24 protein-coding genes, 1 tRNA gene and 2 pseudogenes are annotated in these 24,423 nt (G+C 35.0%); 16 read left to right on the top strand and 11 right to left on the bottom strand.

Annotated features, from left to right (window positions below):
- Positions 1–180 precede the first annotated feature (180 nt).
- The 3 genes from cutA (at position 181) to ACFELZ_RS07320 (ending at position 1,165) form a co-directional block, all read left to right on the top strand.
- The gene (gene cutA / locus ACFELZ_RS07330) at positions 181–516 is read left to right on the top strand and encodes a divalent-cation tolerance protein CutA (protein WP_375316042.1); all 336 of its coding nucleotides are present in this window, start codon (positions 181–183) and stop codon (positions 514–516) included.
- A tRNA-Gln gene (locus ACFELZ_RS07325) sits at positions 507–581 on the top strand. The genes cutA and ACFELZ_RS07325 overlap by 10 nt, the downstream gene beginning before the upstream one ends.
- 17 nt (positions 582–598) lie before the next feature.
- Positions 599–1,165, top strand: coding sequence for a hypothetical protein (locus ACFELZ_RS07320; protein ID WP_375316041.1), 567 nt, complete (start codon positions 599–601; stop codon positions 1,163–1,165).
- Positions 1,166–1,172: 7 nt separating this feature from the next.
- On the opposite strand, the gene ACFELZ_RS07315 is transcribed toward ACFELZ_RS07320, so the two are convergent.
- Complete coding sequence (locus tag ACFELZ_RS07315) at positions 1,173–1,460, bottom strand: hypothetical protein (RefSeq protein WP_375316040.1); 288 nt, start codon at positions 1,458–1,460, stop codon at positions 1,173–1,175.
- Between the two features lie 271 nt (positions 1,461–1,731).
- On the opposite strand from ACFELZ_RS07315, the gene ACFELZ_RS07310 reads away from it, so the two are divergent.
- Positions 1,732–2,592, top strand: coding sequence for an IS982 family transposase (locus tag ACFELZ_RS07310; RefSeq protein ID WP_375315786.1), 861 nt, complete (start codon positions 1,732–1,734; stop codon positions 2,590–2,592).
- 69 nt (positions 2,593–2,661) lie between these two features.
- On the opposite strand, the gene ACFELZ_RS07305 is transcribed toward ACFELZ_RS07310, so the two are convergent.
- From ACFELZ_RS07305 to nuoE, 3 genes are all read right to left on the bottom strand, one after another.
- The gene (locus ACFELZ_RS07305) at positions 2,662–2,949 is read right to left on the bottom strand and encodes a hypothetical protein (RefSeq protein WP_375316039.1); all 288 of its coding nucleotides are present in this window, start codon (positions 2,947–2,949) and stop codon (positions 2,662–2,664) included.
- 143 nt (positions 2,950–3,092) lie between these two features.
- Positions 3,093–4,310, bottom strand: a complete 1,218-nt coding sequence (gene tgt, locus ACFELZ_RS07300) for a tRNA guanosine(34) transglycosylase Tgt (RefSeq protein WP_375316038.1) — start codon at positions 4,308–4,310, stop codon at positions 3,093–3,095.
- Positions 4,311–4,811, bottom strand: coding sequence for an NADH-quinone oxidoreductase subunit NuoE (gene nuoE / locus ACFELZ_RS07295; RefSeq protein WP_375316037.1), 501 nt, complete (start codon positions 4,809–4,811; stop codon positions 4,311–4,313). It lies immediately after the preceding gene.
- A gap of 343 nt (positions 4,812–5,154) precedes the next feature.
- Here nuoE and ACFELZ_RS07290 point away from each other — a divergent pair, with 343 nt between their 5' ends.
- Positions 5,155–5,403 carry a hypothetical protein gene (locus tag ACFELZ_RS07290; protein ID WP_375316036.1) on the top strand — a complete coding sequence of 83 codons (249 nt, stop codon included), beginning with the start codon at positions 5,155–5,157 and terminating at the stop codon, positions 5,401–5,403.
- 93 nt (positions 5,404–5,496) lie between these two features.
- On the opposite strand, the gene ACFELZ_RS07285 is transcribed toward ACFELZ_RS07290, so the two are convergent.
- From ACFELZ_RS07285 to ACFELZ_RS07275, 3 genes are read right to left on the bottom strand one after another with little or no spacing between them, the layout of a single operon-like run.
- Positions 5,497–5,775: a transposase gene (locus ACFELZ_RS07285; protein ID WP_375316035.1), complete on the bottom strand. Its 279-nt coding sequence runs from the start codon at positions 5,773–5,775 to the stop codon at positions 5,497–5,499.
- On the bottom strand, positions 5,766–6,281 hold the full coding sequence (locus tag ACFELZ_RS07280) for an IS630 family transposase (protein ID WP_375316661.1): 516 nt from the start codon (positions 6,279–6,281) through the stop codon (positions 5,766–5,768). The genes ACFELZ_RS07285 and ACFELZ_RS07280 overlap by 10 nt, the downstream gene beginning before the upstream one ends.
- 19 nt (positions 6,282–6,300) lie before the next feature.
- Positions 6,301–6,663: a helix-turn-helix domain-containing protein gene (locus ACFELZ_RS07275; protein WP_375315839.1), complete on the bottom strand. Its 363-nt coding sequence runs from the start codon at positions 6,661–6,663 to the stop codon at positions 6,301–6,303.
- Between the two features lie 186 nt (positions 6,664–6,849).
- Here ACFELZ_RS07275 and ACFELZ_RS07270 point away from each other — a divergent pair, with 186 nt between their 5' ends.
- Positions 6,850–7,158 (top strand): hypothetical protein, encoded by a 309-nt coding sequence (locus ACFELZ_RS07270; RefSeq protein WP_375316034.1) that lies wholly within the window; start codon positions 6,850–6,852, stop codon positions 7,156–7,158.
- Between the two features lie 67 nt (positions 7,159–7,225).
- Complete coding sequence (locus ACFELZ_RS07265) at positions 7,226–8,554, top strand: IS4 family transposase (protein ID WP_375315862.1); 1,329 nt, start codon at positions 7,226–7,228, stop codon at positions 8,552–8,554.
- Positions 8,555–8,570: 16 nt separating this feature from the next.
- Here ACFELZ_RS07265 and ACFELZ_RS07260 read toward each other — a convergent pair.
- A pseudogene (locus tag ACFELZ_RS07260) lies at positions 8,571–8,882 on the bottom strand (IS982 family transposase); the annotation flags it as partial.
- Positions 8,883–8,963: 81 nt separating this feature from the next.
- Between ACFELZ_RS07260 and terL the strand changes: the two are divergent.
- Positions 8,964–9,971 (top strand): annotated as a pseudogene (gene terL / locus ACFELZ_RS07255) (phage terminase large subunit); the annotation flags it as partial.
- A gap of 102 nt (positions 9,972–10,073) precedes the next feature.
- Here terL and pdhA read toward each other — a convergent pair.
- Positions 10,074–11,054, bottom strand: a complete 981-nt coding sequence (gene pdhA, locus ACFELZ_RS07250; protein ID WP_375316033.1) for a pyruvate dehydrogenase (acetyl-transferring) E1 component subunit alpha — start codon at positions 11,052–11,054, stop codon at positions 10,074–10,076.
- A 65-nt stretch (positions 11,055–11,119) separates the two neighbouring features.
- Between pdhA and hemJ the strand changes: the two genes are divergently transcribed.
- The 4 genes from hemJ (at position 11,120) to ACFELZ_RS07230 (ending at position 19,407) form a co-directional block, all read left to right on the top strand.
- Positions 11,120–11,548 (top strand): protoporphyrinogen oxidase HemJ, encoded by a 429-nt coding sequence (hemJ, locus tag ACFELZ_RS07245; protein ID WP_265033563.1) that lies wholly within the window; start codon positions 11,120–11,122, stop codon positions 11,546–11,548.
- A gap of 276 nt (positions 11,549–11,824) precedes the next feature.
- Complete coding sequence (gene miaB, locus ACFELZ_RS07240; protein ID WP_375316032.1) at positions 11,825–13,147, top strand: tRNA (N6-isopentenyl adenosine(37)-C2)-methylthiotransferase MiaB; 1,323 nt, start codon at positions 11,825–11,827, stop codon at positions 13,145–13,147.
- A 72-nt stretch (positions 13,148–13,219) separates the two neighbouring features.
- Entirely contained in the window at positions 13,220–16,606 is a 3,387-nt protein-coding gene (ileS, locus tag ACFELZ_RS07235) for an isoleucine--tRNA ligase (protein WP_375316031.1), read from the top strand.
- Between the two features lie 68 nt (positions 16,607–16,674).
- Positions 16,675–19,407, top strand: a complete 2,733-nt coding sequence (locus ACFELZ_RS07230) for a hypothetical protein (RefSeq protein ID WP_375316030.1) — start codon at positions 16,675–16,677, stop codon at positions 19,405–19,407.
- On the opposite strand, the gene pheT is transcribed toward ACFELZ_RS07230, so the two are convergent.
- Together pheT and ACFELZ_RS07220 are read right to left on the bottom strand one after the other, a co-directional pair.
- On the bottom strand, positions 19,404–21,800 hold the full coding sequence (gene pheT / locus ACFELZ_RS07225; RefSeq protein ID WP_375316029.1) for a phenylalanine--tRNA ligase subunit beta: 2,397 nt from the start codon (positions 21,798–21,800) through the stop codon (positions 19,404–19,406). The two genes, ACFELZ_RS07230 and pheT, sit on opposite strands and share 4 nt — an antisense overlap.
- Before the next feature lie 112 nt (positions 21,801–21,912).
- Positions 21,913–22,200: a hypothetical protein gene (locus ACFELZ_RS07220; protein ID WP_375316028.1), complete on the bottom strand. Its 288-nt coding sequence runs from the start codon at positions 22,198–22,200 to the stop codon at positions 21,913–21,915.
- A 230-nt stretch (positions 22,201–22,430) separates the two neighbouring features.
- Between ACFELZ_RS07220 and ACFELZ_RS07215 the strand changes: the two genes are divergently transcribed.
- The 4 genes from ACFELZ_RS07215 to ACFELZ_RS07200 are packed head-to-tail and all read left to right on the top strand — an operon-like array spanning position 22,431 to position 24,411.
- Positions 22,431–23,156, top strand: coding sequence for a F0F1 ATP synthase subunit A (locus ACFELZ_RS07215; protein WP_375316027.1), 726 nt, complete (start codon positions 22,431–22,433; stop codon positions 23,154–23,156).
- 59 nt (positions 23,157–23,215) lie between these two features.
- Positions 23,216–23,443, top strand: a complete 228-nt coding sequence (locus tag ACFELZ_RS07210; RefSeq protein ID WP_006014985.1) for a F0F1 ATP synthase subunit C — start codon at positions 23,216–23,218, stop codon at positions 23,441–23,443.
- A gap of 3 nt (positions 23,444–23,446) precedes the next feature.
- A complete protein-coding gene (locus tag ACFELZ_RS07205; RefSeq protein WP_375316026.1) occupies positions 23,447–23,926 on the top strand; it encodes a hypothetical protein in 480 nt (159 codons plus the stop codon).
- An 8-nt stretch (positions 23,927–23,934) separates the two neighbouring features.
- Positions 23,935–24,411 (top strand): hypothetical protein, encoded by a 477-nt coding sequence (locus ACFELZ_RS07200; protein WP_375316025.1) that lies wholly within the window; start codon positions 23,935–23,937, stop codon positions 24,409–24,411.
- Positions 24,412–24,423: the final 12 nt, after the last annotated feature.

The following is a 24,423-nucleotide window of genomic DNA, read 5'->3' as shown; positions in this document are numbered from 1 at the left end:
TTTACCAACTTAGTGCTCAATCAAAATTCCTAGATCCCAGTGTCACGCACTGGGATGACAGGGGAAGGAGGCACTGGAATGACAGAAGAGAGTGCTGGAATGACAGAAAAATCTAATCTATTTTCTCTTGATGAATAAATCTCGGTAGAGTATAGTAGCAATGCATTTATGTAGATTCTAATGAATAATTTAGTTTTGATTTATACAACTTTTTCAAGTTTGAAGGAGGCTAAAACTGTTTCTGAAGAATTGTTAAACGAGAAATTAATTGTATGTGTAAATATATTTCCCGAAGTGAATTCTCTGTATTTATGGGAAGGTAAAATTAGTAATAGTTGTGAAGTAGTAGCAGTTATGAAGAGCAAAAATGATCAAGTTGATAAAATTGTAGAAAAAATCGAAGCAATTCATTCTTATGATCAGCCAGCTATTGCTGTGATGCCCATAGAAAAAGCAAATAAATCTTTTACTAATTGGGCTAATAGTGTTATTGATGTAAGTAGTATTGGGGTGTAGCCAAGTGGTAAGGCAGCGGTTTTTGATACCGCCACGCGAAGGTTCGAATCCTTCCACCCCAGCCATATTGAAGTGGGTGTGAATGATATCACTTTTCTATAAATTAAGATTATTGAATTATATATTAGGTAGTCTAAAAGATATAATTGTGAAACTGTTTCTCTTCACAATGTATCTTTACACATCCAGCATTGTGCTCATGTTTCTCAGCAATGGTTTTTGGTATGCTGTAGAATTTGGCTCTTTCAAAAATGCGTTTTACCATTTATTTCAATATTGCAAGTGGTATTATGAAAATAGGGAAGAACTCGGTTACGGAATTTCTATTCGAATATTAGTAGCATTCCTTACTCCGCATTTTCTCTATAAGTTGTTCCTTGGCACAGGCTGGAAGTCTTTTTTAAAGGAAAAGATAGTGCAGATACTCAGCACAAGAAGAAAAAAGGGTAGTGAGTTCAGTAATAGTAGTAAACCAAGTGGCAGTAGTTATAGTGATAAGAATAATTACAGCAATAACAGTGAGCATCACGCTCAAGATGCAAAGCGGAAAGTAGACATGATAAAGCAGCTATTAATCAAAGATATAGAGGCAACTATAGATAGGAGATTGAATGATATTTTTTTCGGTAAAAGGAGTAAACCTCATTAAAAAGGCTTTATCTAGTAAGGCTTTTTAAAATTGGCTGTATTTTGTTTTTTACGTATACCGGATCACAGTCAGCCAATATACATGTGTGCACAAAATCTTGACTGAAGTCTGACAACCAAGAAATCGCCTTACGTTTTTCTACCAAGCTTTCTGTTTTTTTGCAGTGACTTGCTGCATCAACCATTGCCTGCGCTATTACTGATTTCCACAGCAAATAATACCTTTGTATATCATCTGACGTACTATTTATTTCATAGTGGTTAAAAAATTCTTTAAAATTGAAATTGTTTGACATAATGATACCTCTTTGGATTGAAATTTGAAATGATTTGAGTTTATGTCGCCACAGCAGATCCCGCTAACAACTTACTATTACCCATAAATCTAAAAGGAGAAAAAGCTGCTATCTTACTAATTCAACTTTCTATTATAAATAGATCTATGGTCTAAAAATGGAATATATGATGAAAAGAACTATAAAACGTGAATTATGGATTAAAGGAGAATAGAAAAGGCAAGAAAACAGGGTAAACTCAGCAGTGATAAAAAAATAGATGAGGTTACCCATGGAAGATATAACAAAACTGTTTTGTTTGGTCGATGATTTTTGCAGAGATATAGAGAAAAATTTTGCAGATAAACTACTGCCAAATGGTAAAAACCCCACAAGAACAACGGAAATTGAGCACTCCGAAATCATGACAATAATCCTGCTATATCAACAATCTCCGTGTAAAACTTTCTATCTACATTACCTAACGTTGCTCTACAAATCAGAGTTTCCAAAGTTACCTTCATATACCAGGTTTGTTGCTCTAAAGCCTAGGGTTTTGTGGCATTTAGCAATGTTGTTGCATTGGCTTTGTGGACAGTCAGAAAACACTGGAATTTCATATATAGACACAACTCCCATTGCAGTTTGTCATGCAAAAAGAATATCCAAAAACAAAGTTTTTGCTGGAATTGCAAAATTAAGCAAGAGCACTTACGGCTGGTTTTTTGGTTTCAAATTACATATGGTAATCAATGAAAATGTTGAAATTCATGCACTTACGCTAACAAAAGGCAATGTTGATGATAGGATACCTGTGCCAAATCTGACGGAAAAATTAATCGGTCTTTTGTTTGGTGACAAAGGTTATATTGCAAAAGAGCTTTTTCAGAAGCTGTTTGACCGAGGTTTGAAACTTGTTACCAAGGTGAAAAAAGGTATGAAAAATACATTGATTTCGCTAAATGAGAAGATTTTACTGAGAAAAAGGTCTATCATTGAGACTGTTTTTGGTTACCTAAAAAATAGACTAGAAATTGAACACACTCGCCATAGATCCCCTGTTAATTTTTTGGTTCATATCTTTTCTACTCTCATTTCCTATTCCATCAAATCCACAAAGCCTTCTATTTCCTATACTTTCTTCCTTCCTTAATCCAGAATTCGCGTTTAAAAGACAAATATAGAAAAACAAGAATATCAACTTTGAGTGCACTAAATTTGCTCATTTTTCCTTAACTTGACGCGTATGGTCTGAATATCCTGTGTAGGATGCAATATTAACTTCCATTCCGCTTGAAAGCGCAGATTGCAGTGCAGACTTTAGCCCCTCTTCATTTTTTATTCCGTCTGTGTTTTCTAGAAAATCTTTTATATTGTGATCAGTCACTGCACCTTCCGCAGCAGAATTAAAATCACTTTTTCCTAACCTAGAAAAAGTATTATGCATGTGTCCATTAGTGATAGTGTTATCAAAATCAAATATTAATAGGGTATTATTTCCTTTAGCCATATCTTCACCTCTAATCCTTACAAATCATATGGGTAGATACTAACATTAATAGATTAATTATTTATTATAACCTTTCTAATTAATAGTATGATAAATAAAGTAAATATAACAAGAAGTAAAAATCAACGGCATAAAGAAAAGACTTAAAGAGAGGCCAAATCAAAGTGCAATGGTATTTCACTAATCCAATTATTTTTCTCTTGATCTAGCCTATCATCCAATATTGCCTGCCTTATAGATGCCATTAACTTATTCATGAAGAAAACGTTATGAATGGTAACGAGTGTGTAAGCCAGGAGCTCTTTAGCTTTCAGTAAATGGTGTATATAAGCTCTTGAATGCTTTCTGCAGGTAAAACATAAGCAGTCACTTTCAATTGGGTTATTGTCCAGCTCGAATTGTTGATTTCGCAAATTAATATGCTCTTTGCACTTTGAAGAAATAGAATCTCTATTTTTTACTTTAATAAGCGCACCACCATGCCTTGCTAAACGGGTTGGATGCACGCAATCAAACGTATCAATTCCAAGACTAACTCCGCGAAAGATGTCCACAATTCCACCAATACCAAGCAAATGAGTAGGCCTATCTTTTTTCAGATGGTCCATAGTGAAAGAAACTACATCGTACATCTGCTCTTTACTTTGACCAAGTGATCCACCTATTGCTTGACCAAAAAATGGCAAATCGTTAATAAAATTACAACTTTCTCTACGTAAATCTTGATATACTCCGCCTTGACTAATTCCATACAGTGCCTGCTTGCCATTATTGTTTTTTTCAAATTCATTTAAAGAACGTTCAGCCCATTTGTGGCTCATGAGCATTGATTTTGCTGTGTATTCTTTGCTTATGTGAAATGGAGTACATTCATCTAAGACTAAGATTAAATCTGCACCTAGTTTTTGTTGAATTTGTATAGACTTTTCAGGAGTCAAGCAATAAGTTTTACCATTAATGTAAGAACGAAAAATTGCCCCATCCTCATTAATTTTGATCAGAGTTTTTTGTTTTTTTCTTATTCCTTTTATCTCTTCCGAAACTGATCCGTGCCCTAAGCTAAATACCTGATATCCACCTGAGTCAGTTAGCATTGGCCCATTCCATCCCATCATCTTGTGCAAACCACCAAGTTTTGCAACAGTATTCTCTCCTGGTTGAAGCATTAGGTGATAGGTGTTGGAAAGTATTATCTGAGTACCTTCTTCTCTGATTCTCTCGATATCTGCAGCTTTAATAGCAGCTTTGGTTGCACAAAATATAAATGCTGGTGTTTCTATGTTTCCATTTGGAGTTTTAATAATGCCAACTCTTGCAGAACCTGATTGCTTGATTATCTTGAATGCAAATTCTTCTTTCATCTATTTGCCTGAAAGTTCTGTTATGATATTTTCTACTTTCTCAGGAGTAAGATTTTCATAGAAGTCATTATTGATCTGCACAACGGGAGCATTAACGCATGCACCTAGGCATTCAACTTCTTTTAAAGTGAACAAATTATCTTTAGTAGTCTCACCGATATTGATTCCAAGTTTTTTTTTAAAGGTATTTAAAACTTCTTCACTATTGCACAACCAGCAAGGAGTTGTTCTACAAATTTGTATTAGATATTTGCCTACTGGTTTTAAATTATACATGGTGTAAAAATTTGCCACTTCATATATACGAATATGTGGAATATGCAGCATATCAGCAACATAACGCATAGCAGATTCAGGAACCCATCCGCATTGCTCTTGAACCAGGTATAGTAAAGGCATGACAGCACTACCTTCTCTGCCTTTAGGATACATCTCTATAAACTTTCCCGCTTTCTTAAGGTTTTCTGATGTAAAACTAAACTGTTCTTCTTTTTCTATCATTCATGAGACTCGTGTAAACTTTAACAGATTATACCTGTAGAACCAATGATTGCAATTGTTGGTTTTTTGAGAAATAGCATTTTGCAGTATCATACTACCCATACTGCCCAACTTGTAAATTCTTTTGGCTTGGCCATAGGATCCAGTTAAAAAATCTGATCATGCGCTAACTTCAATTGTTTCATAAGTTTGTTTTAGTAAATCTCAATTATTTTAGCTACAGCTAACTACTTTAAAAAAATGCTTAAGAAATTATAGTATATTATTTATAAATATACCATTCTTGACATTTATTATAAATGTTGTGTATAATAAACTATATTTATTAATATGAGGTTAAACTATGAGTAAACAATTAAATTTATGGATAAAAGAAACTGGTGAAGAGAAATTTAAAAATTTTCTCACATCACTAAATAAGGAAAATCTTCAAAAGCATGCCACAACTATTTACAGAAATTACGAACAAAGTTACAATGAAAAGTATTTCATGTACAACAAAATTGGTTCCGGTGCAGTAGTAATAGCATCTTGCGCTCTGATTCTACTGTCTCGATATTTTGATCTAAGAGCATGTCTTGAAAAGATTTAAACGGGTAATTTAGCAAGCATAATAGTAATCATATCAAAGAAGATATTAGTTTTTGAAGTAAGTGGCGAGTGTTCATAGTCCTTACTCATGCGCCTAAAATTCGAAAGCCAAGCGTTCAACAATCCATCGTTTAGGAATGACCTGAAACCCTACAGAATCACTAGCTTTTTTGGCAATTGTGAGTAGACATCCTGTCTTCAGAAAACAGCGATTTTGAAGCTCACCTGTATATCCTTGATCAGCAAAAAACTTCTGTAATGTTGGAGTTTTCTGTTTAGCTTGAGAAAAAAGATTCAGAGCGCCGTCACGATCTTGAATGCTTGCACTATGAACGTCAGCTACATTGATTAGGCCTAATGTATCTATAGCCAACCGAAGTAAGATTTCCCCGAGAGCTGAAAGACAAAATCAATAGCCGAATTAATATTGGGCCAAAAGCTTGGCAGCACTTTTCTTATGGCATGCTTAATGGCAAACCAGAACTTCTCAATCGGATTTAAATCCGGTGAGTATGGCGGCAAGAACAAAATTTTACACCCAACATTTTCTATCAAATTTTTCGTTCTTGCAGATTTATGAAAGCTTGCATTATCGAGAACAATAGTCTGTCCAGGTTTTAATATAGGAACAAGTATATTTTCTACATAAGCATCAAAAATCTCGCTGTTGCAGTAGCCCTCAATTACCCAGGAAGCTTTAACTTTTCCCTCATTTAGTGCTCCTATTATGCTTACCCTCTTTCTTTTAAACCCTGGTTTATCGGCAAATAACCTCTTGCCTTTTTGAGACCACCCATATTCATAAAATCTGTTGTCTTCTACTCCAGAGTCATCTATGAATATCAAGTTTTCTTTTTCTATTCCTTCTATTTTTTTTATGAACTCCTTGCGTTTCTCTTCATTCCTTTCCTGATAAAGAAAAGTTTTTTTTATATGTATAGTTTACTTTTTTAAGATAATTGTAGACTGTGTCTTTGCACATGTTGCCAAATTTTTCAATTATTTTTTCAACCGTAATATCTCGGTTTTCATCCAGAAATTTGACAAAGCCATCTAAGTATTTAATTTTATGACTATGTCCCTTTTGGTAGCCTGAAGACGGTTTTATACTTCCTGTTTCTTCTCTTCTTTTCCTCCACCAGTATATAGTTTTTCTATCAATTTTGAACATCTTGCTTACTTCTTCCATAGTCATTTTTTTCTCGTCAACCACTTTTAAAACTCGTTCCCTCAGGTCCTCACTATATGGCTTTGCCATCATTCTACCTTAATTAAAGCAGTATTATACCTTTTTACACTCCTTTGAGGAAACCTTATTTCGGTTAGCTATAGCACAACAGAAACCGACACTGTAAAGACTACCAAATTAACAACAGAAGCATCAACTACCGTTGCACCTACTTCTACAATGAGTAAACCTTCAACGACTCAAACAAGTACAGTAACAGTGAAGCCAACAACAGTAGCAAAAACAACTACTACTTCACAAGCGACCACGGTTGCTACAACGTCAACCAGTGTGCCTTCGGAAACTGAAACAAGTACTGTAAAACCTACAGCAGCAACTGTTGCGTCGACTTCTACAATGAGTAAACCTTCAACAGAGTCAACGACTCAAACAAGCACAGTAACAGTGGAGCCAACAACAGAAGCCGTTGCATCGACTTCTACGATGAATAAACCTTCAACAGAGTCAACAACTCAAACAAGCACAGTAACAGTGGAGCCAACCATACGCGTCAAGTTAAGAAAATAAAGGTATGAAGAAGATAGGATAAGAAGATATAAGTTCTCTCGGATATATTTTAGTGAGAGAACTAATGATGAATAAAATAACTTGCTTATCAAATTACCTAAACAAATTTTTCAATGAAAGAGCAAATGAAGTATCAATTGAAACAGGATTTATAAAAAGGAAGAGAAAATTGAGTGGTTCATCATTCATAAAAGCTATAATTTTGGGTAATATAGGAGTTGCAAACTGCAGCATAGATACAATGTGCCAATTATTAAACGAAGCATCTGTAATAATAACAAAACAGAGTCTAGATTTGAGGTTTACTGAAGAGGCAGTGGAATTTATGAAAAGGATGTATAATGAATCTATGGCTTTATTTAAAAATACCCTGCAAATTGATTGTAGAATCTTGCAGCAATTTAAAAGCGTTAAGTTATTGGATAGTAGCTATATTAGCCTGCCTAACAGTATGGAGAATATGTATAAAGGATATGGTACCAGCTACAGCGGCTATGAAAGTAATACCAAGTCCGGGATAAAGTTGCAATTAGTTTTCGACTACTTAAATCAGACATTTGATCAATTAAATATAACGGAGGGAATAAGGTCAGATCAAGGGTATAGGAAACATTTGAGTAATATATCAAGTAACGATTTGCTAATATCTGATCTTGGTTATTTTGTGCCAAGTTCTTTTAAACAGATTAAGGAAATAGGAGCTTATTTTATTAGTCGTTATAAATCTGATACCAATATATATGATATAGAAACAAATCAAAAAATGGAGTTACTGGAATGTTTAGAGGGTAAGCTATTTTTAGAAACTGAGGTATTATTGGGAAAAGAAGCAAAGATTAGAGTAAGAATTATATGTCAAAAGCTAACTGAAGAACAGTCTATAGCCAGGAGAAGGAAGGCTAATAGATTAGCAAAATCACATGGATATACATCTTCCAAAAGGAATCAAAAGTTATTGAATTGGTCAATATTTATAACTAATGTTCCAAAAAGTAAAATTAGTGCTGAACAAGTATTAACAATTTACCGAGTAAGATGGCAAATTGAATTATTATTTAAATTATATAAGAGCCATATAGGACTTGATAAACTAAAAGGAAAACCATATAGGGTATTATGTGAATTATATGCTAAATTGTGTGCAATTCTTATATTTCATGGAATAGTTGGTTGTACAGAACTAAAAAAGGGCACAGAACTTAGTTTAACAAAGGCATTTATTGAGCTTAAAAGGCGAGTTAGAGAGCTATTCTTAACATTAAATTGTGTAGTCAGTAAAGTACAAATTTTCCTCAAAAAACTCATCTCAACCTGGTCAAAATTCTCCTTAAAAGACAAATATAGAAAAACAAGAATATCAACTTTGAGTGCACTAAATTTGCTCATTTTTCCTTAACTTGACGCGTATGGTTTTCTGACTGTCCAAAAAGCCAATGCAACAACATTGCTAAATGCCACAAAACCCTAGGCTTTAGAGCAACAAACCTGGTATATGAAGGTAACTTTGGAAACTCTGATTTGTAGAGCAACGTTAGGTAATGTAGATAGAAAGTTTTACACGGAGATTGTTGATATAGCAGGATTATTGTCATGATTTCGGAGTGCTCAATTTCCGTTGTTCTTGTGGGGTTTTTACCATTTGGCAGTAGTTTATCTGCAAAATTTTTCTCTATATCTCTGCAAAAATCATCGACCAAACAAAACAGTTTTGTTATATCTTCCATGGGTAACCTCATCTATTTTTTTATCACTGCTGAGTTTACCCTGTTTTCTTGCCTCTTCTATTCTCCTTTAATCCAGAATTCACGTCTCAAGCTTTGAGCGAAACGTTTAGAAAACGTGCCACAAACTGGTTTGACCAGACTTTAGTAACCAGGCTCAACGACAGAAAAAAAGGAGTAATTGTTCTTGTGATGCATAGGCTACATCAGGAAGATTTGACCGGACACCTTCTCTCCAAACCGAAAAACATATGGAACCATACTTGTTTACCGATGATATCTGAAAATAAGGAGATTATCTATTCAATCAAAAAGCCAGCGCCTCCTTTTCTTGTTCCTGTCACCCGAGTAACTACAAATGAGTACAAAAGCTGGATTACAGCATCAAGTGCTAGAATGACGCCACCCGTAATATTATACTCAAGAGAAGAAGGACAGTTGCTATATCCCCTAGATGGAGGAAAAGAAGAAATTGAGATGATAAAGGCTGAACTTGGGAGCTATGCTTTTGCTGCTCAATATCAACAAAACCCTCTACCACTTTCAAGTGGTATAATTAAACGAGAGTGGCTGAAGCGCTATAAAAATGTTCTTGATAATCTCTCGCATGTAACACAAAGTTGGGACACTGCGGTTTCAATAAGCGATTCTAGCGGCTTTAGCGTTTGTACCACCTGGGCAAAAGCGGATAATAAATTCTATTTACTTGATGTATATCGTGCAAAGCTTGAGTATCCAAAACTTAAAGAACAAGTTCTGTCACTAGCTGCAAGGTGGAAGCCACATGCAATTTTAATCGAAGCAAAAACGAGTGGTCAGCAATTGGTGCAAGAGCTAAAAGCGAACAGTGATTTACCCATTATCGAAATAGTACCACATGATGACAAACTCACTCGATTTTATCAAATTGTTCCGATTATAGAGTCTGGCAAGGTTTTTCTGCCGCACCAAGCAGTATGGCTCAATGACTTTGAGTATGAGATTTTAATGTTCCCAGAAACTCGCCACGACGACCAAGTGGATAGTACCGTGCAATATCTGCAGTGGGTGAGAGATAGTAGCTCTAGGGTCGCAGCTGTACGGGCATTGTGATTTGAGCCTACCAGATGCAAGTAGCCTAGATTCCATTGGATGACGGGAGAATTGAATGACATCGTTTACTATACAATGTTTGTACAGTTCTGGATAAAAAAATTAGCTAACAAATTTATAAACATCAGTATACAACTCATCAACGCTTGGTTCTTTACTATTTTTGGCAAAATCTTCCGACTTTTTTACTAAATCACGTACTTCCTTATCAATTACTTTACATTCTTCTTCTGAAGCAATTTCATTATCTATCATGTATTTCTTTAAAGTGCCTATAGGGTCATGATTTTGCTTCATATCTTCAACTTCTTCTTTTAAGCGATAAGTAGCAGGATCTGACATCGAATGGCCGCGATATCGATATGTCTTCATTTCAAGCAGGATAGGCCCTTTTCCGCTGCGTGTGTGTTCCGCTGCTTCGCTTGTAGCCGCATAAACAGAGAAAAAATCCATTCCATCAACTTGTTTTCCAGAAATACCAAAACTTTCTCCTTTTTTATATAACTCTGTTACTAAAGTTGATCTTTGCACAGAAGTTCCCATTGCGTATTCGTTATTTTCTATGATGTAAACCACAGGCAACTTCCACAAAGCTGCCATATTAAATGATTCATATACTTGTCCTTGATTTGCAGCACCGTCACCAAAATACGTGAATACCACGTTATCTCTTTTCTTATATTTATTAGCAAATGCTATTCCTGTGCCAATTGGAACTTGTGCTCCCACTATTCCATGTCCGCCGAAGAATTTTTTTTCAACGTCAAATACGTGCATCGAACCACCTTTACCTTTCGAGCATCCTGTTTCTTTGCCGGTAAGCTCTGCCATCACAACATTCGGATCAGAATCACATGCGAGCATTAAGCCATGGTCTCTATAACTTGTGATAAAAGCGTCACCTAATTTTGATGCAGCTTGAGTTCCAACTGCAACTGCTTCTTGCCCTATTGATAGGTGACAGAATCCGCCTATTAATCCCATTCCATATAATTGTCCTGCTTTTTCTTCAAATCTGCGTATGAGTAGCATTTTCCTGTAGAATCCAATTATCTGTTCTTTAGTGAAATTTTCTGCTTTCATATCGATTTCTTTTTCATTAAACTAAAATAATATCAGAAATTTTTAACATTTTGTAATAAATCTCAATGGATTACTACCACTGGCTTGAAGCTTTTCACGTTATCTCCGCCATTATGTGGATGGCAGGTATGCTTTATTTACCCAGGCTTTATGTCTACCACGCAACTGTAAAACCGGGATCGGAAAATGATAGCTTGCTTCAAACAATGGAAAAGAGGCTACTTAGATATATCATAAACCCTGCAATGCTTTTCTCACTTGGTCTTGGAATCACATTAATGGTTATTAGGGAAGCATATCGCGAAGGGTGGTTTCATGTGAAAGCACTAGCATTATTTTTTATGTTTGCTATTCATGGACTGCTTGCAAAATACAGAAAAGATTTTGCAATGGGTTCAAATGAAAAAAAACACGTTTATTTTCGTGTTTTAAATGAAGCAGTTACAGTATTGATAATAGTTATAGTTATTATGGTTGTTGTAAAACCTTTTTGACTGACCTTACCCAGAAAAAGCAGAAAGCTCAGCTACTCTTCTATTTTCATTTTTGACTTTTTTGAAAATAACATAAGCTAAAGTTACTGAGGTTTACCAATGATTTTTACAGGGGTACTGGTGAAGTCGAGTTGCAATAGCTGTGTGCTTGACATTGGGATCCAATTTTATAAAAATCTATTGTGCTAGCAAGTTCACTAGATTCCAGCGTCACGCGCTGGTCTGTTGGACATTTAATGTGATTGTATGTAGGGTTTTGAAAAAGACATACCAAATATGAAAGGCCTATATATTAAAACTTACGGCTGTCAGATGAACGTTTATGACTCCGTTTTAATGGAAAATATAATTAAACCTTTGGGGTTCAACGTTGTTAGTGATGCAGAAAAAGCTGATTTGGTGATACTGAACACTTGTCACATTAGAGAGAAGGCAGCAGAAAAGCTTTATTCTGAGCTCGGGAAGATTCATTCGTCACGAAAAGAAATTACTATAGTGGTGGCTGGATGTGTAGCGCAAGCAGAGGGAGAAGAAGTATTCAGAAGGGCTCCTTTTGTTGATATTGTTGTTGGTCCGCAGAGTATCGCTACCTTACCGGAGCTGATAGTCAAAGCAAGCAGAAGTAAAGGTCATGTAATAAACACTGATTTTCCTGAAGTTGCAAAGTTTGATAAATTGCCAGATGAATGCTATGGCAATAGCCAGGGGTCTTCTGCGTTTCTTGCCATACAAGAAGGTTGTGATAAATTTTGTACGTTTTGTGTAGTACCATATACTCGTGGAGCTGAGTATTCACGGCCAGTGAATGAAATATTTCGTGAAGCATTGAAATTAGTTGCAAATGGGGCGAAGGAAATCAATTTGCTTGGTCAGAACGTCAATGCTTACCATGGGAAATGCGAAGGGGAAGTGTGGGATTTAGGCAAATTAGTTAGTCATATTGCTAAAATTGGAAAGCTAGAGAGGATTCGTTATACAACTTCTCATCCAAGAGATATGCATGAATCTCTCTACTTGGCACATGCGGAAGAGCCAAAACTCATGCCATTTATTCACCTGCCTGTGCAGTCAGGTTCGAATAAAATATTGCACGCGATGAACAGAAAGCACACTGCAGAGGAGTATTTGGAAATAATAGACAGATTTCGCAAATTGAAACCTGAAATCGAATTTTCTTCTGATTTTATTGTTGGTTTTCCTGGAGAAACCGAAAAAGATTTTGAAGAAACTGTAAAATTAGTAGAAAAAATTAGATATTCTCAGGCTTATAGCTTTAAATATAGCCCAAGACCAGGTACACCAGGAGCAGAAAGAAAAGATCAAGTACCAGAAGAGGTTAAAACAGAACGCCTTCTTCGTTTACAGAAATTAATTAGTAAGCAACAACTTGAGTTTAACCAGAGTATGGTAGGCAAAACTATACCTGCTTTGTTCAGTGATAAAAAAGGCAAACACCAAAACCAAATTATTGGTAAAAGCCCATATATGCAATCAGTGTGCATTGATGATCCTGAAGGTAAATACAGGGACAAAATAGTAAACGTGAAAGTGTTGGAAGCTCGGCAGAACAGTTTGTTGGGGCGTGGGGTGCAGGAATAAGTTTGTTTCTTTTTGCATTTGTAATTTTCTAAAAAGCCCTATATTCTTTGGCTTTATCCGGTCAAAATGAACATGAAGTCAAAGCATTATCCTGATACAGTAAGTAGTCCTGATTTTTCGTCGTTAGAAAAAGAAATCATAAAATTTTGGCAGGAAAATAAAGTTTTTGAGCGGTCAGTTGGAGAACGTTCCAAGGATAATTGTTTTGTGTTTTATGATGGGCCTCCGTTTGCAAATGGACTTCCACATTATGGACATTTACTCACTGGTTTCATCAAAGACGCATTTGCAAGATATCAAACTATGCTTCAAAAAAGGGTTGAACGTAGATTTGGTTGGGATTGCCATGGATTACCGGCTGAGATGGGTGCAGAAAAAGAACTTGGAATATCTGGTAGAACTGAGATAGAAAAATTCGGAATTGAAAAATTCAATAACCATTGTCGTACTTCTGTAATGAGATTTTCATCAGAGTGGGAAAAATATGTCAATAGGCAGGCAAGGTGGGTGGATTTTCATAATGACTATAAAACCATGGATAAATCATTCATGGAGTCGGTCATGTGGGCATTTAAACAGCTTTATGATAAGGGTCTAGTGTATGAATCAGTACGCGTTGTTCCATATAGCTGGGCGTGCGAAACTCCATTATCCAATTTTGAAACAAGGCTTGATAACGCGTATAGAGAAAAGACTAGCAAAGCTGTAACTGTTGCATTTGAGCTTTTAGAAAACCCACAGCAGTTTAAAAGTGTTAAACAAAAATGTAAATTACTTGCTTGGACTACAACTCCTTGGACTCTTCCTAGCAATCTGGCATTGGCGATAGGAAAGGACATCAAGTATTGTGCAGTGTCAGTCCACTCTTTGGTGTCATTCCAGCGCGTGACGCTGGAATCTATTTCTGGATCCCAGTGTCGAAGCACTGGGATGACAGAAGTTAATGAAAGGAGTTCAGTGAACAGTGAAATTTATATTTTCGCTGAAAGCTACCTAGAAAAATTTATCAGCCACTCTGAACAAAACAATATTCCATATGAAAACTGCAATATAAAACTTAAAGCGAATGATCTTGCAGGCCTTTCCTATAAGCCGCTGTTTGATTACTTTAAAGATACAAAGAATGCATTCCGTGTTTTTGTTGCTGATTATGTTACAGGAGAAGATGGTACTGGCGTTGTACACACTGCTCCTGGATTTGGTGAGGAAGATTTTTACCTTTGCCAAAGCCATGATATTCCAGTTATTTGTCCAATTGATAACAGTGGAAAATTTACTGCTGAAGTTTCAGATTTGGCAGGGGTTCATGTTTTTGATACCAATGATACAGTAATAAAAAAATTGAAAGAACAAGGAAACTGGTTCAAAACTGAACGATATATTCACAATTATCCACACTGCTGGAGAACTGACACTCCTTTGATCTATCGCACTATGCCTTCTTGGTATGTTGCCGTTACAAAATTCAAAAGCAGAATGGTAGAGCTAAATAAGAGAGTTAATTGGATACCAAACCACATTAGAGATGGTCAATTTGGAAAATGGCTTGAAGGGGCACACGACTGGTCAATTTCACGCAATCGATTCTGGGGTACGCCAATCCCTGTATGGAAATCAGACGATGCGAGATATCCAAGAGTGGATGTATATGGTTCGATAGAAGAACTAGAGCGAGATTTTAATGTTAAAGTAGATGATTTGCACAGACCATTTATCGATACTTTAACGAGACCAAATCCTGATGATCCAACAGGAAAATCAGTTATGCGTCGTGTGCCTAACGTATTTGACTGCTGGTTTGAATCTGGCTCGATGCCATTCGCACAAGTCCACTATCCGTTTGAAAATAAAGAGGGGTTTGAAACTGCAGATTTTATCACTGAATACATAGCGCAAACCAGGGGGTGGTTTTATACGCTCTTTGTATTGTCCACTGCTTTGTTTGATAGGGAACCGTTTAAGAATTGCATATGCCACGGTGTTGTTTTGGATGTAAAAGGGCAAAAATTGTCCAAGCGTTTGAATAACTATGCAGATCCAATGGAGTTTTTTGATAGATACGGTTCTGATGCACTGCGTTTTCTTATGCTTTCTGGATCTATTGTTTGTGGTGGTAATTTGCTACTTGATAAAGAAGGGAATTTAGTGCGAGATGTTCTGAAAAACGTAATAAAACCTATTTGGAACAGTTATCACTTTTTTACCATGTATGCAAATGCAGATGGAATTAAAGCTGAAGTTTGTAAGGATTATCAAAGCACTATTGATCGTTACATGATTTCCAAGTGTTTTGAAGCTGTAGAAGGTATCCAAGCTTCTATGAACAACTATAACTCCCAAGAGGCTTGCAAAATTTTGATGAACTTTTTTGAAGTGCTAAATAATTGGTATATTCGTCGCAGTCGCGAGCGTTTTTGGAAAAGTGATTTGGATCAGGATAAAACTGATGCTTATAATGTTCTATATACGGTTTTTTATTACATACTAAGAGCTGCAGCCCCTTTGTTGCCACTTATAACAGAGAATATATGGCAAGGGCTTAAGTATGAAGAAACATCTGTTCATTTGGCTGACTTCCCACAATTAGAGAAGTTTGATAGTCAGCTCATTGCCAAAATGGATCTAGTGAGAGAGATATGTAACTCTGCACTCTCTATTAGAAACACTTTTAATATACGTATCAGACAGCCACTTGGCAGTATGACGATTTATCATAAGTCTTCCTGTAGTTTTCTTGAAGGTGAGCCGTTTTCTGTCATCCCAGTGCGTGACACTGGGATCCAGTGTGCTGAAAACTCAAATGAGTACCAAGAGATGATAAAAGATGAGGTAAATGTAAAAAAACTGAAGTTAGTAAACAGACTTGAAGATATTGCATCACTAGAGTTAAAACTCAACTTCCCTGTGCTTGGAAAAAGAATTCCGGAGAAGATTAAGACACTGGTTCAATATGTTAAACAAGGAAAGTGGAAACAAGTTGAATCCGGTGTCATCCGAGTAACTGACACTGGGATCCAGATGCAGATTCCAGCGTCACGCGCTGGAATGACAGAAAGAGGTCTCATATTTTTGGGGGACGAGTCAGAAAATTATATCATAGAAAAAGGCGAGTATGAACTATTATTAAAAGCAAACAGTGAATTCTCCTCTGTATTTGATAACAACAAAGGGGTTGTTATCCTAAACACTACTTTAAATGATGAATTGATTCTAGAAGGGCTTGCAAGAGATGTAGTGAGGCTCATTCAGGAAACTAGGAAACAAGCTGATTTTCATATGTCCGATAGAATCAGAGTAATAATCAAAACAGAAGATGAGAAAATTAAGGAAGCAATAAATACGTGGATTGAATATATAAAAGAGCAGACCCTTGCCTTATCTTTGGACATTAATACAGAAATTGGAACTAACTTTTATTCTAAGGAATATCAGGATTTAAATGTTAGCATTGAGCGTTGAATTTTTAATAAAGTTGCAAGATTGTCAGTATTTATGCTATACTTAAGGTAATTGGATAAGGTTATGGTATGAATGCTGTTGTAGGTTGTGAGGAAGTTGTTGACTTAAATAACAATAGTGATGATTTAGGTAAAGTAAAATCTACTTCCGATGTTACTTTGGAAGAGGAAGAGGAATTTTTTGATGCTTTAGAGGAACAAGATTGGTCAACTAATATTAATATTCTGCGAGAATCTGCTCGCATTCCGAAAGAACAAGAAGAATTCTTTGATTGTAGGGATGCTGATTTTAGCATTCCACTGAGTATATTTCATTATAAAGATTATAACTCTGACTTTTTTACTTCTTGGTATAATATATCAAGCGGAATATTTAAGGAAATAAACAGAGCTTGCCCGGAAAAACGGGTATTGAATTTAGCACTATCGGTTTTAATGTTTCCTTATATAGTTTTCACTGCGTTAGGATTAGTCATATATAATAAGTTTAAAACAAATGATAAGACACAAATCAGTTCAGAGGAGAATAAAACAAAAAAAAGTGAAGTAAGTGAAAGTACAGCAAAAAGATTGGCATATGGTATTCTTGCTTCAATCGCGGTTCTTGTTAGTATACCTATACTTCTACTCTTGCTTATTCCTGCAACACCCGCCTTAGCTATTTTTTATCTTTTAAATAGGAAATTATCTCATTCTTTGGTTGATGCGCTTAAGTTGAGTAATGGGTTATATCAGAATGAACACCAGAATATTGAAGTATCTTTTCGCGAGGTAAATGTTGGTGAGTCAGACATTAAGTGGGACATGGAGATTAAGTTTCCACCGCAATTTGAACAATTACTTAGAGATTTATATGAAGATAAAGATGGTAGTTGGTTTAATGTTGCACGTGATTCAGAACATAATACCATACTGAAATTATCAGCTAATATCAATTTAAAAAACGGCCTTACGCCTTTACGTAATGAGATCAAGAATGTGCTTGCAATTTCGATTCAGGAATTCGCAAAGACTATGGAAGAGCTAATGAAGCTAGAAGGAAAAGATATTACATATGATAAGCTGAAGGAACTGTTGAACGAATTCAGACTGAAAGTGGTGGATAGTGTAGATTCTAAACTGGTGAATTACTTAATACAAAATGCTTATCGAGTTGCTTTTATACAAGCAATTAAATTTGCACAAAAAAGAAGAGAGGAAAAGGAAGATTTTTCATTAGAAGAAAGACTGAAAGAGGTATTAGTGGAGCAAGAACTGAGAAGCCAAGGTAAGGAATTGCCGACTGGAAAGGAAATGATACTAGAAGATCTAAAAAAAACAGGAGCAAAAGCACCAGATGACTTGGACGATAGAGGGCTTCCTATGTTTAAAGCAAAATGGAAACAGCTTATAAAAGAAGGGAAAATAGCTGAAAAAACAATAATTGGTGTTTATAGAGATATACATCCACAGGCGACAGAGGAAGCTCTGGGTAGTGTGAAAGAAGAAATTGAGTGCTTAAAAAAGATAGGGCAAACAAGGTATGACAAAATACGTAAAAAATTAGAAGAGATGCATAAAAATAGGAAAAACGGTAACTTAAAAGATGGTGCTTTAAAAAGGAAATTAGAAGATCTTTTTAAATTTGAATATGATGATCAAAAAGTTGAGGAAAGGCTAATAGAATCGAGAATAAGGACTATTCAAACTCTACTGAATAAGTCAGATAACAAAATAAAGCAATCTTTAGCAGAAGATCTTAGTGAATTAAATGAAACAAGGACTTCGGATAAAGTAAATGACTTTGTAGAGAAGATGTATTTAGAAATAACAAGATGTAGAATTCAAGAGTTATTTGAAAAGCAAGGGGAAAGTATAAAGAATGTAGAAGATAATAAGGACATGCTATTCAATGGAGAAGATGAAAAACGTCTAGTAAACAAGATTGTTTCTTATCGAAAAGAAATTGGAGAATATTTTACGCAACCTACAAGACTGAAGGAAATAATAGGAAAGCAGAATGAGGATTTGGATGTTGAGAAAAATAGTAAAGAAGAGAAATCTTCAAGTATGGAGTTAATAGAGTTATGCTTGCGAAATAACCAAGAAATTTTAGAAGCATTGGAACAATTAGAGTCAGACAAAAAAGAATCATTGGTAAATGAAGAAACAAGAAATGATTACAAAGAAGAACTGACGTCTCGCGAAAAAATAAAATTTGCAGTAATAGAAGATAAGCTGTTGGAGGTGCTCAAGAAAGAAAATTTTGATGAAGCAGAGATCAAGAAATTATTAGAGAAAGCAGAACTTGGGTACTGTTTAGCAGAAAGATGCATCAAATATCCTGTAATTAAAACAAAAGATAATATCAAACATTTTAGTCAAAATTTATTGTCTCCTTTAATAGACAGACTGGTGAAAAATATAATAAATAATGTGCCAAAAAGTGGTAAGAGTCCACTTTTGCAACCTGTGAAATCTTTTTGGACATGTTGGGGGTATATTAAGACGGGCTTAGTTACTGCAATGTACGGGGATGAGAGTACAGAAGGAAAAGCGTTAGATGTGGCACATGATACTTATAATGAAGTAAGGACATTTCTTGAACATTTTCGGTCAAGTTATGAGAAAGCTGGGGCTTTTTTAGGTGATTTATTTTCTGATGATGGAGAAACATTTAAGAATGATGTATGGCCTAAAATAGAAGAGCATTTGCATGGAATATGGAATAGATTTTTTAAGGATATTGAATTTAAGGTTGGAAGTAGATTAGATGAGGTAAGCTTGGCACAGCAAAAGCAGAACACTATGATTGCGGCTTAATGATGGGTTCTCAAAGTTCCTCCGGTATTTTCACATACTAAATTAACTATAGCACTTGATTCTTTTTGGATCTCTTTTTCAGTTAAAGTCTGGATTGGAGAGCAGAAAGTAACTGACAATGCTATAGACATCTTATTCGATTCTATATTATTTCCATGGTATACGTCAAATACTAAAACTTCTGTGATGAGCTCTGAGCTTTTTTTTACCACATTGATTATGTTACCTACTTCCACATCCTTATTTACAATAAATGCAAAATCACGTTTTACACTTTGGTATTTATAATCGATAAATTTCTTTCTACTTACAGGTAAATTTTCAATATTTTCTAGTATTACCTCAAAACCTACAACTTTTTGCTTGATGTCAAAAAGATCTAATATATTAGGATGCAATTCTCCAAAATAACCAACTATTTTACTTCTAAAAGATAAGGTGCCTGACTTTCCTGGATGATAATATTCTTTTTCTGCTCTCTCTATCGTTAAATTGTCGCAATTGACGTTAAAAAACTCCAAAGCTGCTATGCAATCAGCCTTTGCGTCAAAAACATCTACTTTCCTATCAGTATTATAATGGTTTCGCGGTAAATTATTTCCTGTTCTTATTCCACTTAAGACATGTTTAGACTGAGCTTCACCATCGTAAATCGGCCCAATTTCGAAGATTGCAAGATCAGATACTACATGGGCAATATTATCAGCAGTGACTTGCAACAAGTTTGGTATGATACTTGGTCTCATCATATTAAAGTTATTGTTAAACGGATTATCGATGATAAATAACTTGTTCGAGTAACCAAATTTTTCAGCTGTTGATTCACTCATAAACGACCAGGTTAGCACTTCATGAAACCCTCTGTTTGTCATCAAAATACGCAAATTGTCGTATGTACTATCTACTTCTTCAACATTATTTGGTAGTGGTTCTTCTTTTATTTTGTCATAGCCGTATATTCTTGTTACTTCTTCAATTAGGTCAGCAGGTATAGTCACGTTCGGTCTCCAGCTTGGTACTTGTACATTCCAATTGCCTTCGGTTTTTTTATCAATACTAAACCCTAGTTTCGTTAAGATATCGAACGTCTCATCAGGTGATACAGATACACTTCCAAACTTGTTTATATCTTGGTAATCAAGGCTTATCTTAGCATCATTCCGGCATGGTTTTTTCTGGATCCCAGTGTCAGCTACTTGGATGACAGAGGTGTATTCTTTATCTAGATTACCGGCAGACACTACGCTTGAGACTTCTCCACCACATAAATCCAAAATCATTTTGGCTGCAAGATTGAGTCCATCAAGGGTAAATCCAGGATCGACTGAACGTGCAAATCTGTAACTAGCGTCTGTGGAGATGCCGAGCTGCCTTGAAGATTTAGTGATAGAGATTGGATCGAGCAAAGCTAATTCCAAAAAAATATTGGTGGTTTCAAGAGTACATTCACTGCACTTTCCACCTATAATTCCAGCAACTCCATGAATATTTTTACTATCAGAATAAATGTTTATATTATTGTCCAGTAAATATCCCTTACCATTTAAAGCAAAGAAGCTTTCTCCATCATTTGCTTTTCTTATTGTAAGTTTGCCATCTACTTTGTTTGCATCAAACGCATGCATTGGACGATTAAAAGATATCATAATATAGTTAGTAATGTCAACTATTGTAGAAATGGAGCGCATTCCTATCGATTCCAATTTATCTTTTAGCCACTTTGGGCTTTCTTGATTTTTTACATTGGCGATGTATATTCCACTAATAAAACTTTCTCCGTCAGTCACTTCAACATCGATTGGTGAATTTATGGAGCTGGTAAGTTGTGGAATGCTTAAAGTCTTTAATGTCCCAATTCCAGTTGCAGCAAGGTCGCGAGCTATTCCATAAATGCCTAAGCAATCTCCACGATTTGGAGTAACATTTATATCAATTACAGGGTCACAATTGAAAAATTTATCCCCTGCTTTATAATCATCAGAAAGCTCGATTATTCCTTCACTTTCCTCTTGAACTAGCGCAAGTTCAGAAGCAGAGCAGAGCATCCCTTCACTTAGCACTCCTCGTATTTTTGTGGGCTTGATTGTAAAATCTCTTTCTGGCAATGTGCTACCAAGAGATGCAAGCACAGTTTTCATACCTTCTCTAACATTGTTTGCTCCGCAAACTATTTGTAGAGTTTTACTTCTGTCATCTACTTTACATAATTTTAATTTATCGGCATTTGGATGAGGTGCAACTTCTAATACTTTTGCAACAATAAAACCAGCTAATTTGGTATTGTCGATCACATCTTCTACTTCTAACCCTATGTGAGTTAATTTATCGGTAATTTCTTCTAAACTAGCATTGGTTTCTAAGTGTTCTAATAACCAAGATAATGTGAATTTCATGAACCTTTAAAGAAATAAAAGAGTTATTGTAATATAAAATGTAGTGCTTTTAAAGCTTGTTGTAGTGGAATACTTCTACATCATAAACAATGATGTAGAAGCTTTTGTAACTTTATATCTTCTTGTAAAGAGAATCGATCTTCTCTATATCACCTTCTAAGTTTACTTCCATGAAATACTGAAGATAAACCTTATGGTCATCATGGTGAAAATGACAAACATAGCAGCCAACGGTTAGTGGTCCTAACGTGTTATGATTTTCATCTAATACTTGACCTATCATTCCATAACTACCGGTATTCTCATCAAAATAACCGTCAGTGAATCTAATATATCCACTACCAAATTCTTGCTCTAAGTTTAAAGGATGATTAGTGTTAATAAAATCTATTTCGTTCATAATAATACCTCACTAAAAATTAAATTATAATTAAAATAAGATGTTAAGTCAAGATATTGAATAATTTAATAAGATTAGTAAGTTTTAAAATACAGAGCTGACTGTAATTAACACTCTAATTACATATTTTGTTAATGTATCAATGTTATAATGATACAGGGCTTTATCTTAATTCTTGACTTTGTCCTATAAAATTCATACTTTATTTACTGTTTATAGTTCAGATTAAAATGGCATTAAATCCACTGGAACAGTTTAAAGTATATACAATAATAGAGTTACCTAGGTTATTTGGGTATGACATAAGCTTTACCAATTCATCTCTTTTCATGATGATTTCGGTGATGTTGGTGATACTCTTTTTGCTTTTTGGAATAAAGAAGGGGTCAGTAATACCAGGATATTTGCAAGCTGCAGTTGAGTATGTATATGATTTTGTTATTTCAATAATAGAAAATAACACTGGAAGCAAAGGCTTGCAGCACATTCCATTGATATTTACAGTGTTTATTTTCATTTTATCATGTAATTTGGTTGGTGTTCTTCCTTATAGTTTCACGGTCACAAGTCATGTGATAGTCACCTTCGCTTTATCGATGGTGGTTTTTATTTATATAACGATTGTTGGATTTAAAGAAAGGGGAGTAGAATTTTTACGCATATTGCTACCAAAAGGAACTCCTTTGTGGCTTGCACCTATAATAATTATTATTAAGTTGTTTGCTTATTTAGTAAGGCCGGTTAGCCTATCAATAAGGCTTGCAGCAAATATGATTGCTGGTCATACAATCATCAAAGTGATAGCAGGGTTTATTGTAAATATGAACATATTTTTCACTCCTGCGCCGTTTTTGTTCATAATTGTATTGATAGGATTTGAAGTATTTGTTGCAATTTTACAAGCTTATATATTTACTATATTAACATGTGTATATTTGTCAGATGCAGTAAAGTAATTGACTTCCTTGTAGAATATTTTACAATTATATTATAAAGAAATAATTAAAGGTAATATATGGATTTAGTAGCTTTAAAATTTATAGCAATTGGTTTAGCTGTGTTTGGAATGCTCGGTGCTGGTTTAGGTATAGCTAATATCTTCTCTGCTATGTTAAATGGGATTGCGAGAAACCCTGAATCAGAAGGTAAAATGAAAAGTTATGTTTATATTGGTGCTGCCATGGTTGAAATCATGGGATTGCTTGCGTTTGTACTTGCAATGTTATTAATATTTGCTGCTTAACAGATGCCACAGCTTGATGTTTCAACCTTCTTTTCTCAAGTTTTTTGGTTTTTAATTTTTTTCTCTTCACTTTTTTTCGTAGTAAGTTGTTTATTTTTACCAAAGTTAGATAAAATAATAAGCACTAGAAGTAAAGAAGTATTGGATTCTTTTAATAGTTCTGTTCATCTTTTAAGACTTACGGAAGGTCAGATTGCCAAGTATAATGCCGCTTTAAACCAAGCTAGAATACAGGCAAAAAAAATCATAGATGATGCACTTGCTCAGGTAGAAGAAATGAGAGCTAATGTTAAGAATATATTAGAAGAGGAAGACAAAAAAAAGAGCAAGCTTATTGAAGAAAAAGTGGCAGAATTTAAATCTGAATATACTGATCAGTTAAAACAAATGGCTACTAGTATTGCTTTAATTTATTATACTAAATTGACCAATTCTGAAATTGAAGAGGAGTTTGTTGCTGACTTGGTGTCCAAAGAATTTTAGGGGTTTTTATGTCTACATCACTGATTATCGGTCTTGCCTTCTTGGTAAGTTTTTTCCTTTCGTATAAATTGCTAAAGAAAGTGATAAAAAATGCGCTTAACAATAAGCGTAACAAAAGCAAATTTTCAAGTGAAGGAACTGAAAAATTCAGGAAAGATATGTTGGAGTATTACAAAAAATCTTTTGAAAAATACAAAGAATTAGATGCAGAAGTTAATAAAATGATGAATGAAGCACTTGATAAAGCTAATAGTATCATTAAGCACAATAGACAGCAGCTAGATCAGACATTAGATGACAATGCCCATTCTAACTTGAAGAAAGTCACTGACCAAGTTGAAAAAGTTCTTGGAGATTTACAGGCTAACACAGCGAATATAGCTGCTGATGCTGTAAAAAAAATAATGCATGAACGTAAAGATGATAAGCGTAGTAGCGAGGTCATATCTTCATTTTCACGTGACTTAAATAAAAAATTGCATTAGGTTTAATGCAAC

Source organism: Wolbachia endosymbiont (group A) of Colletes cunicularius (assembly GCF_964264715.1).
In the GTDB taxonomy this organism is placed as follows: Bacteria; Pseudomonadota; Alphaproteobacteria; order Rickettsiales; family Anaplasmataceae; genus Wolbachia.
The sequence above is the reverse complement of the archived record's forward strand: the minus strand, read 5'-3'. Positions and strand labels throughout refer to the sequence as shown.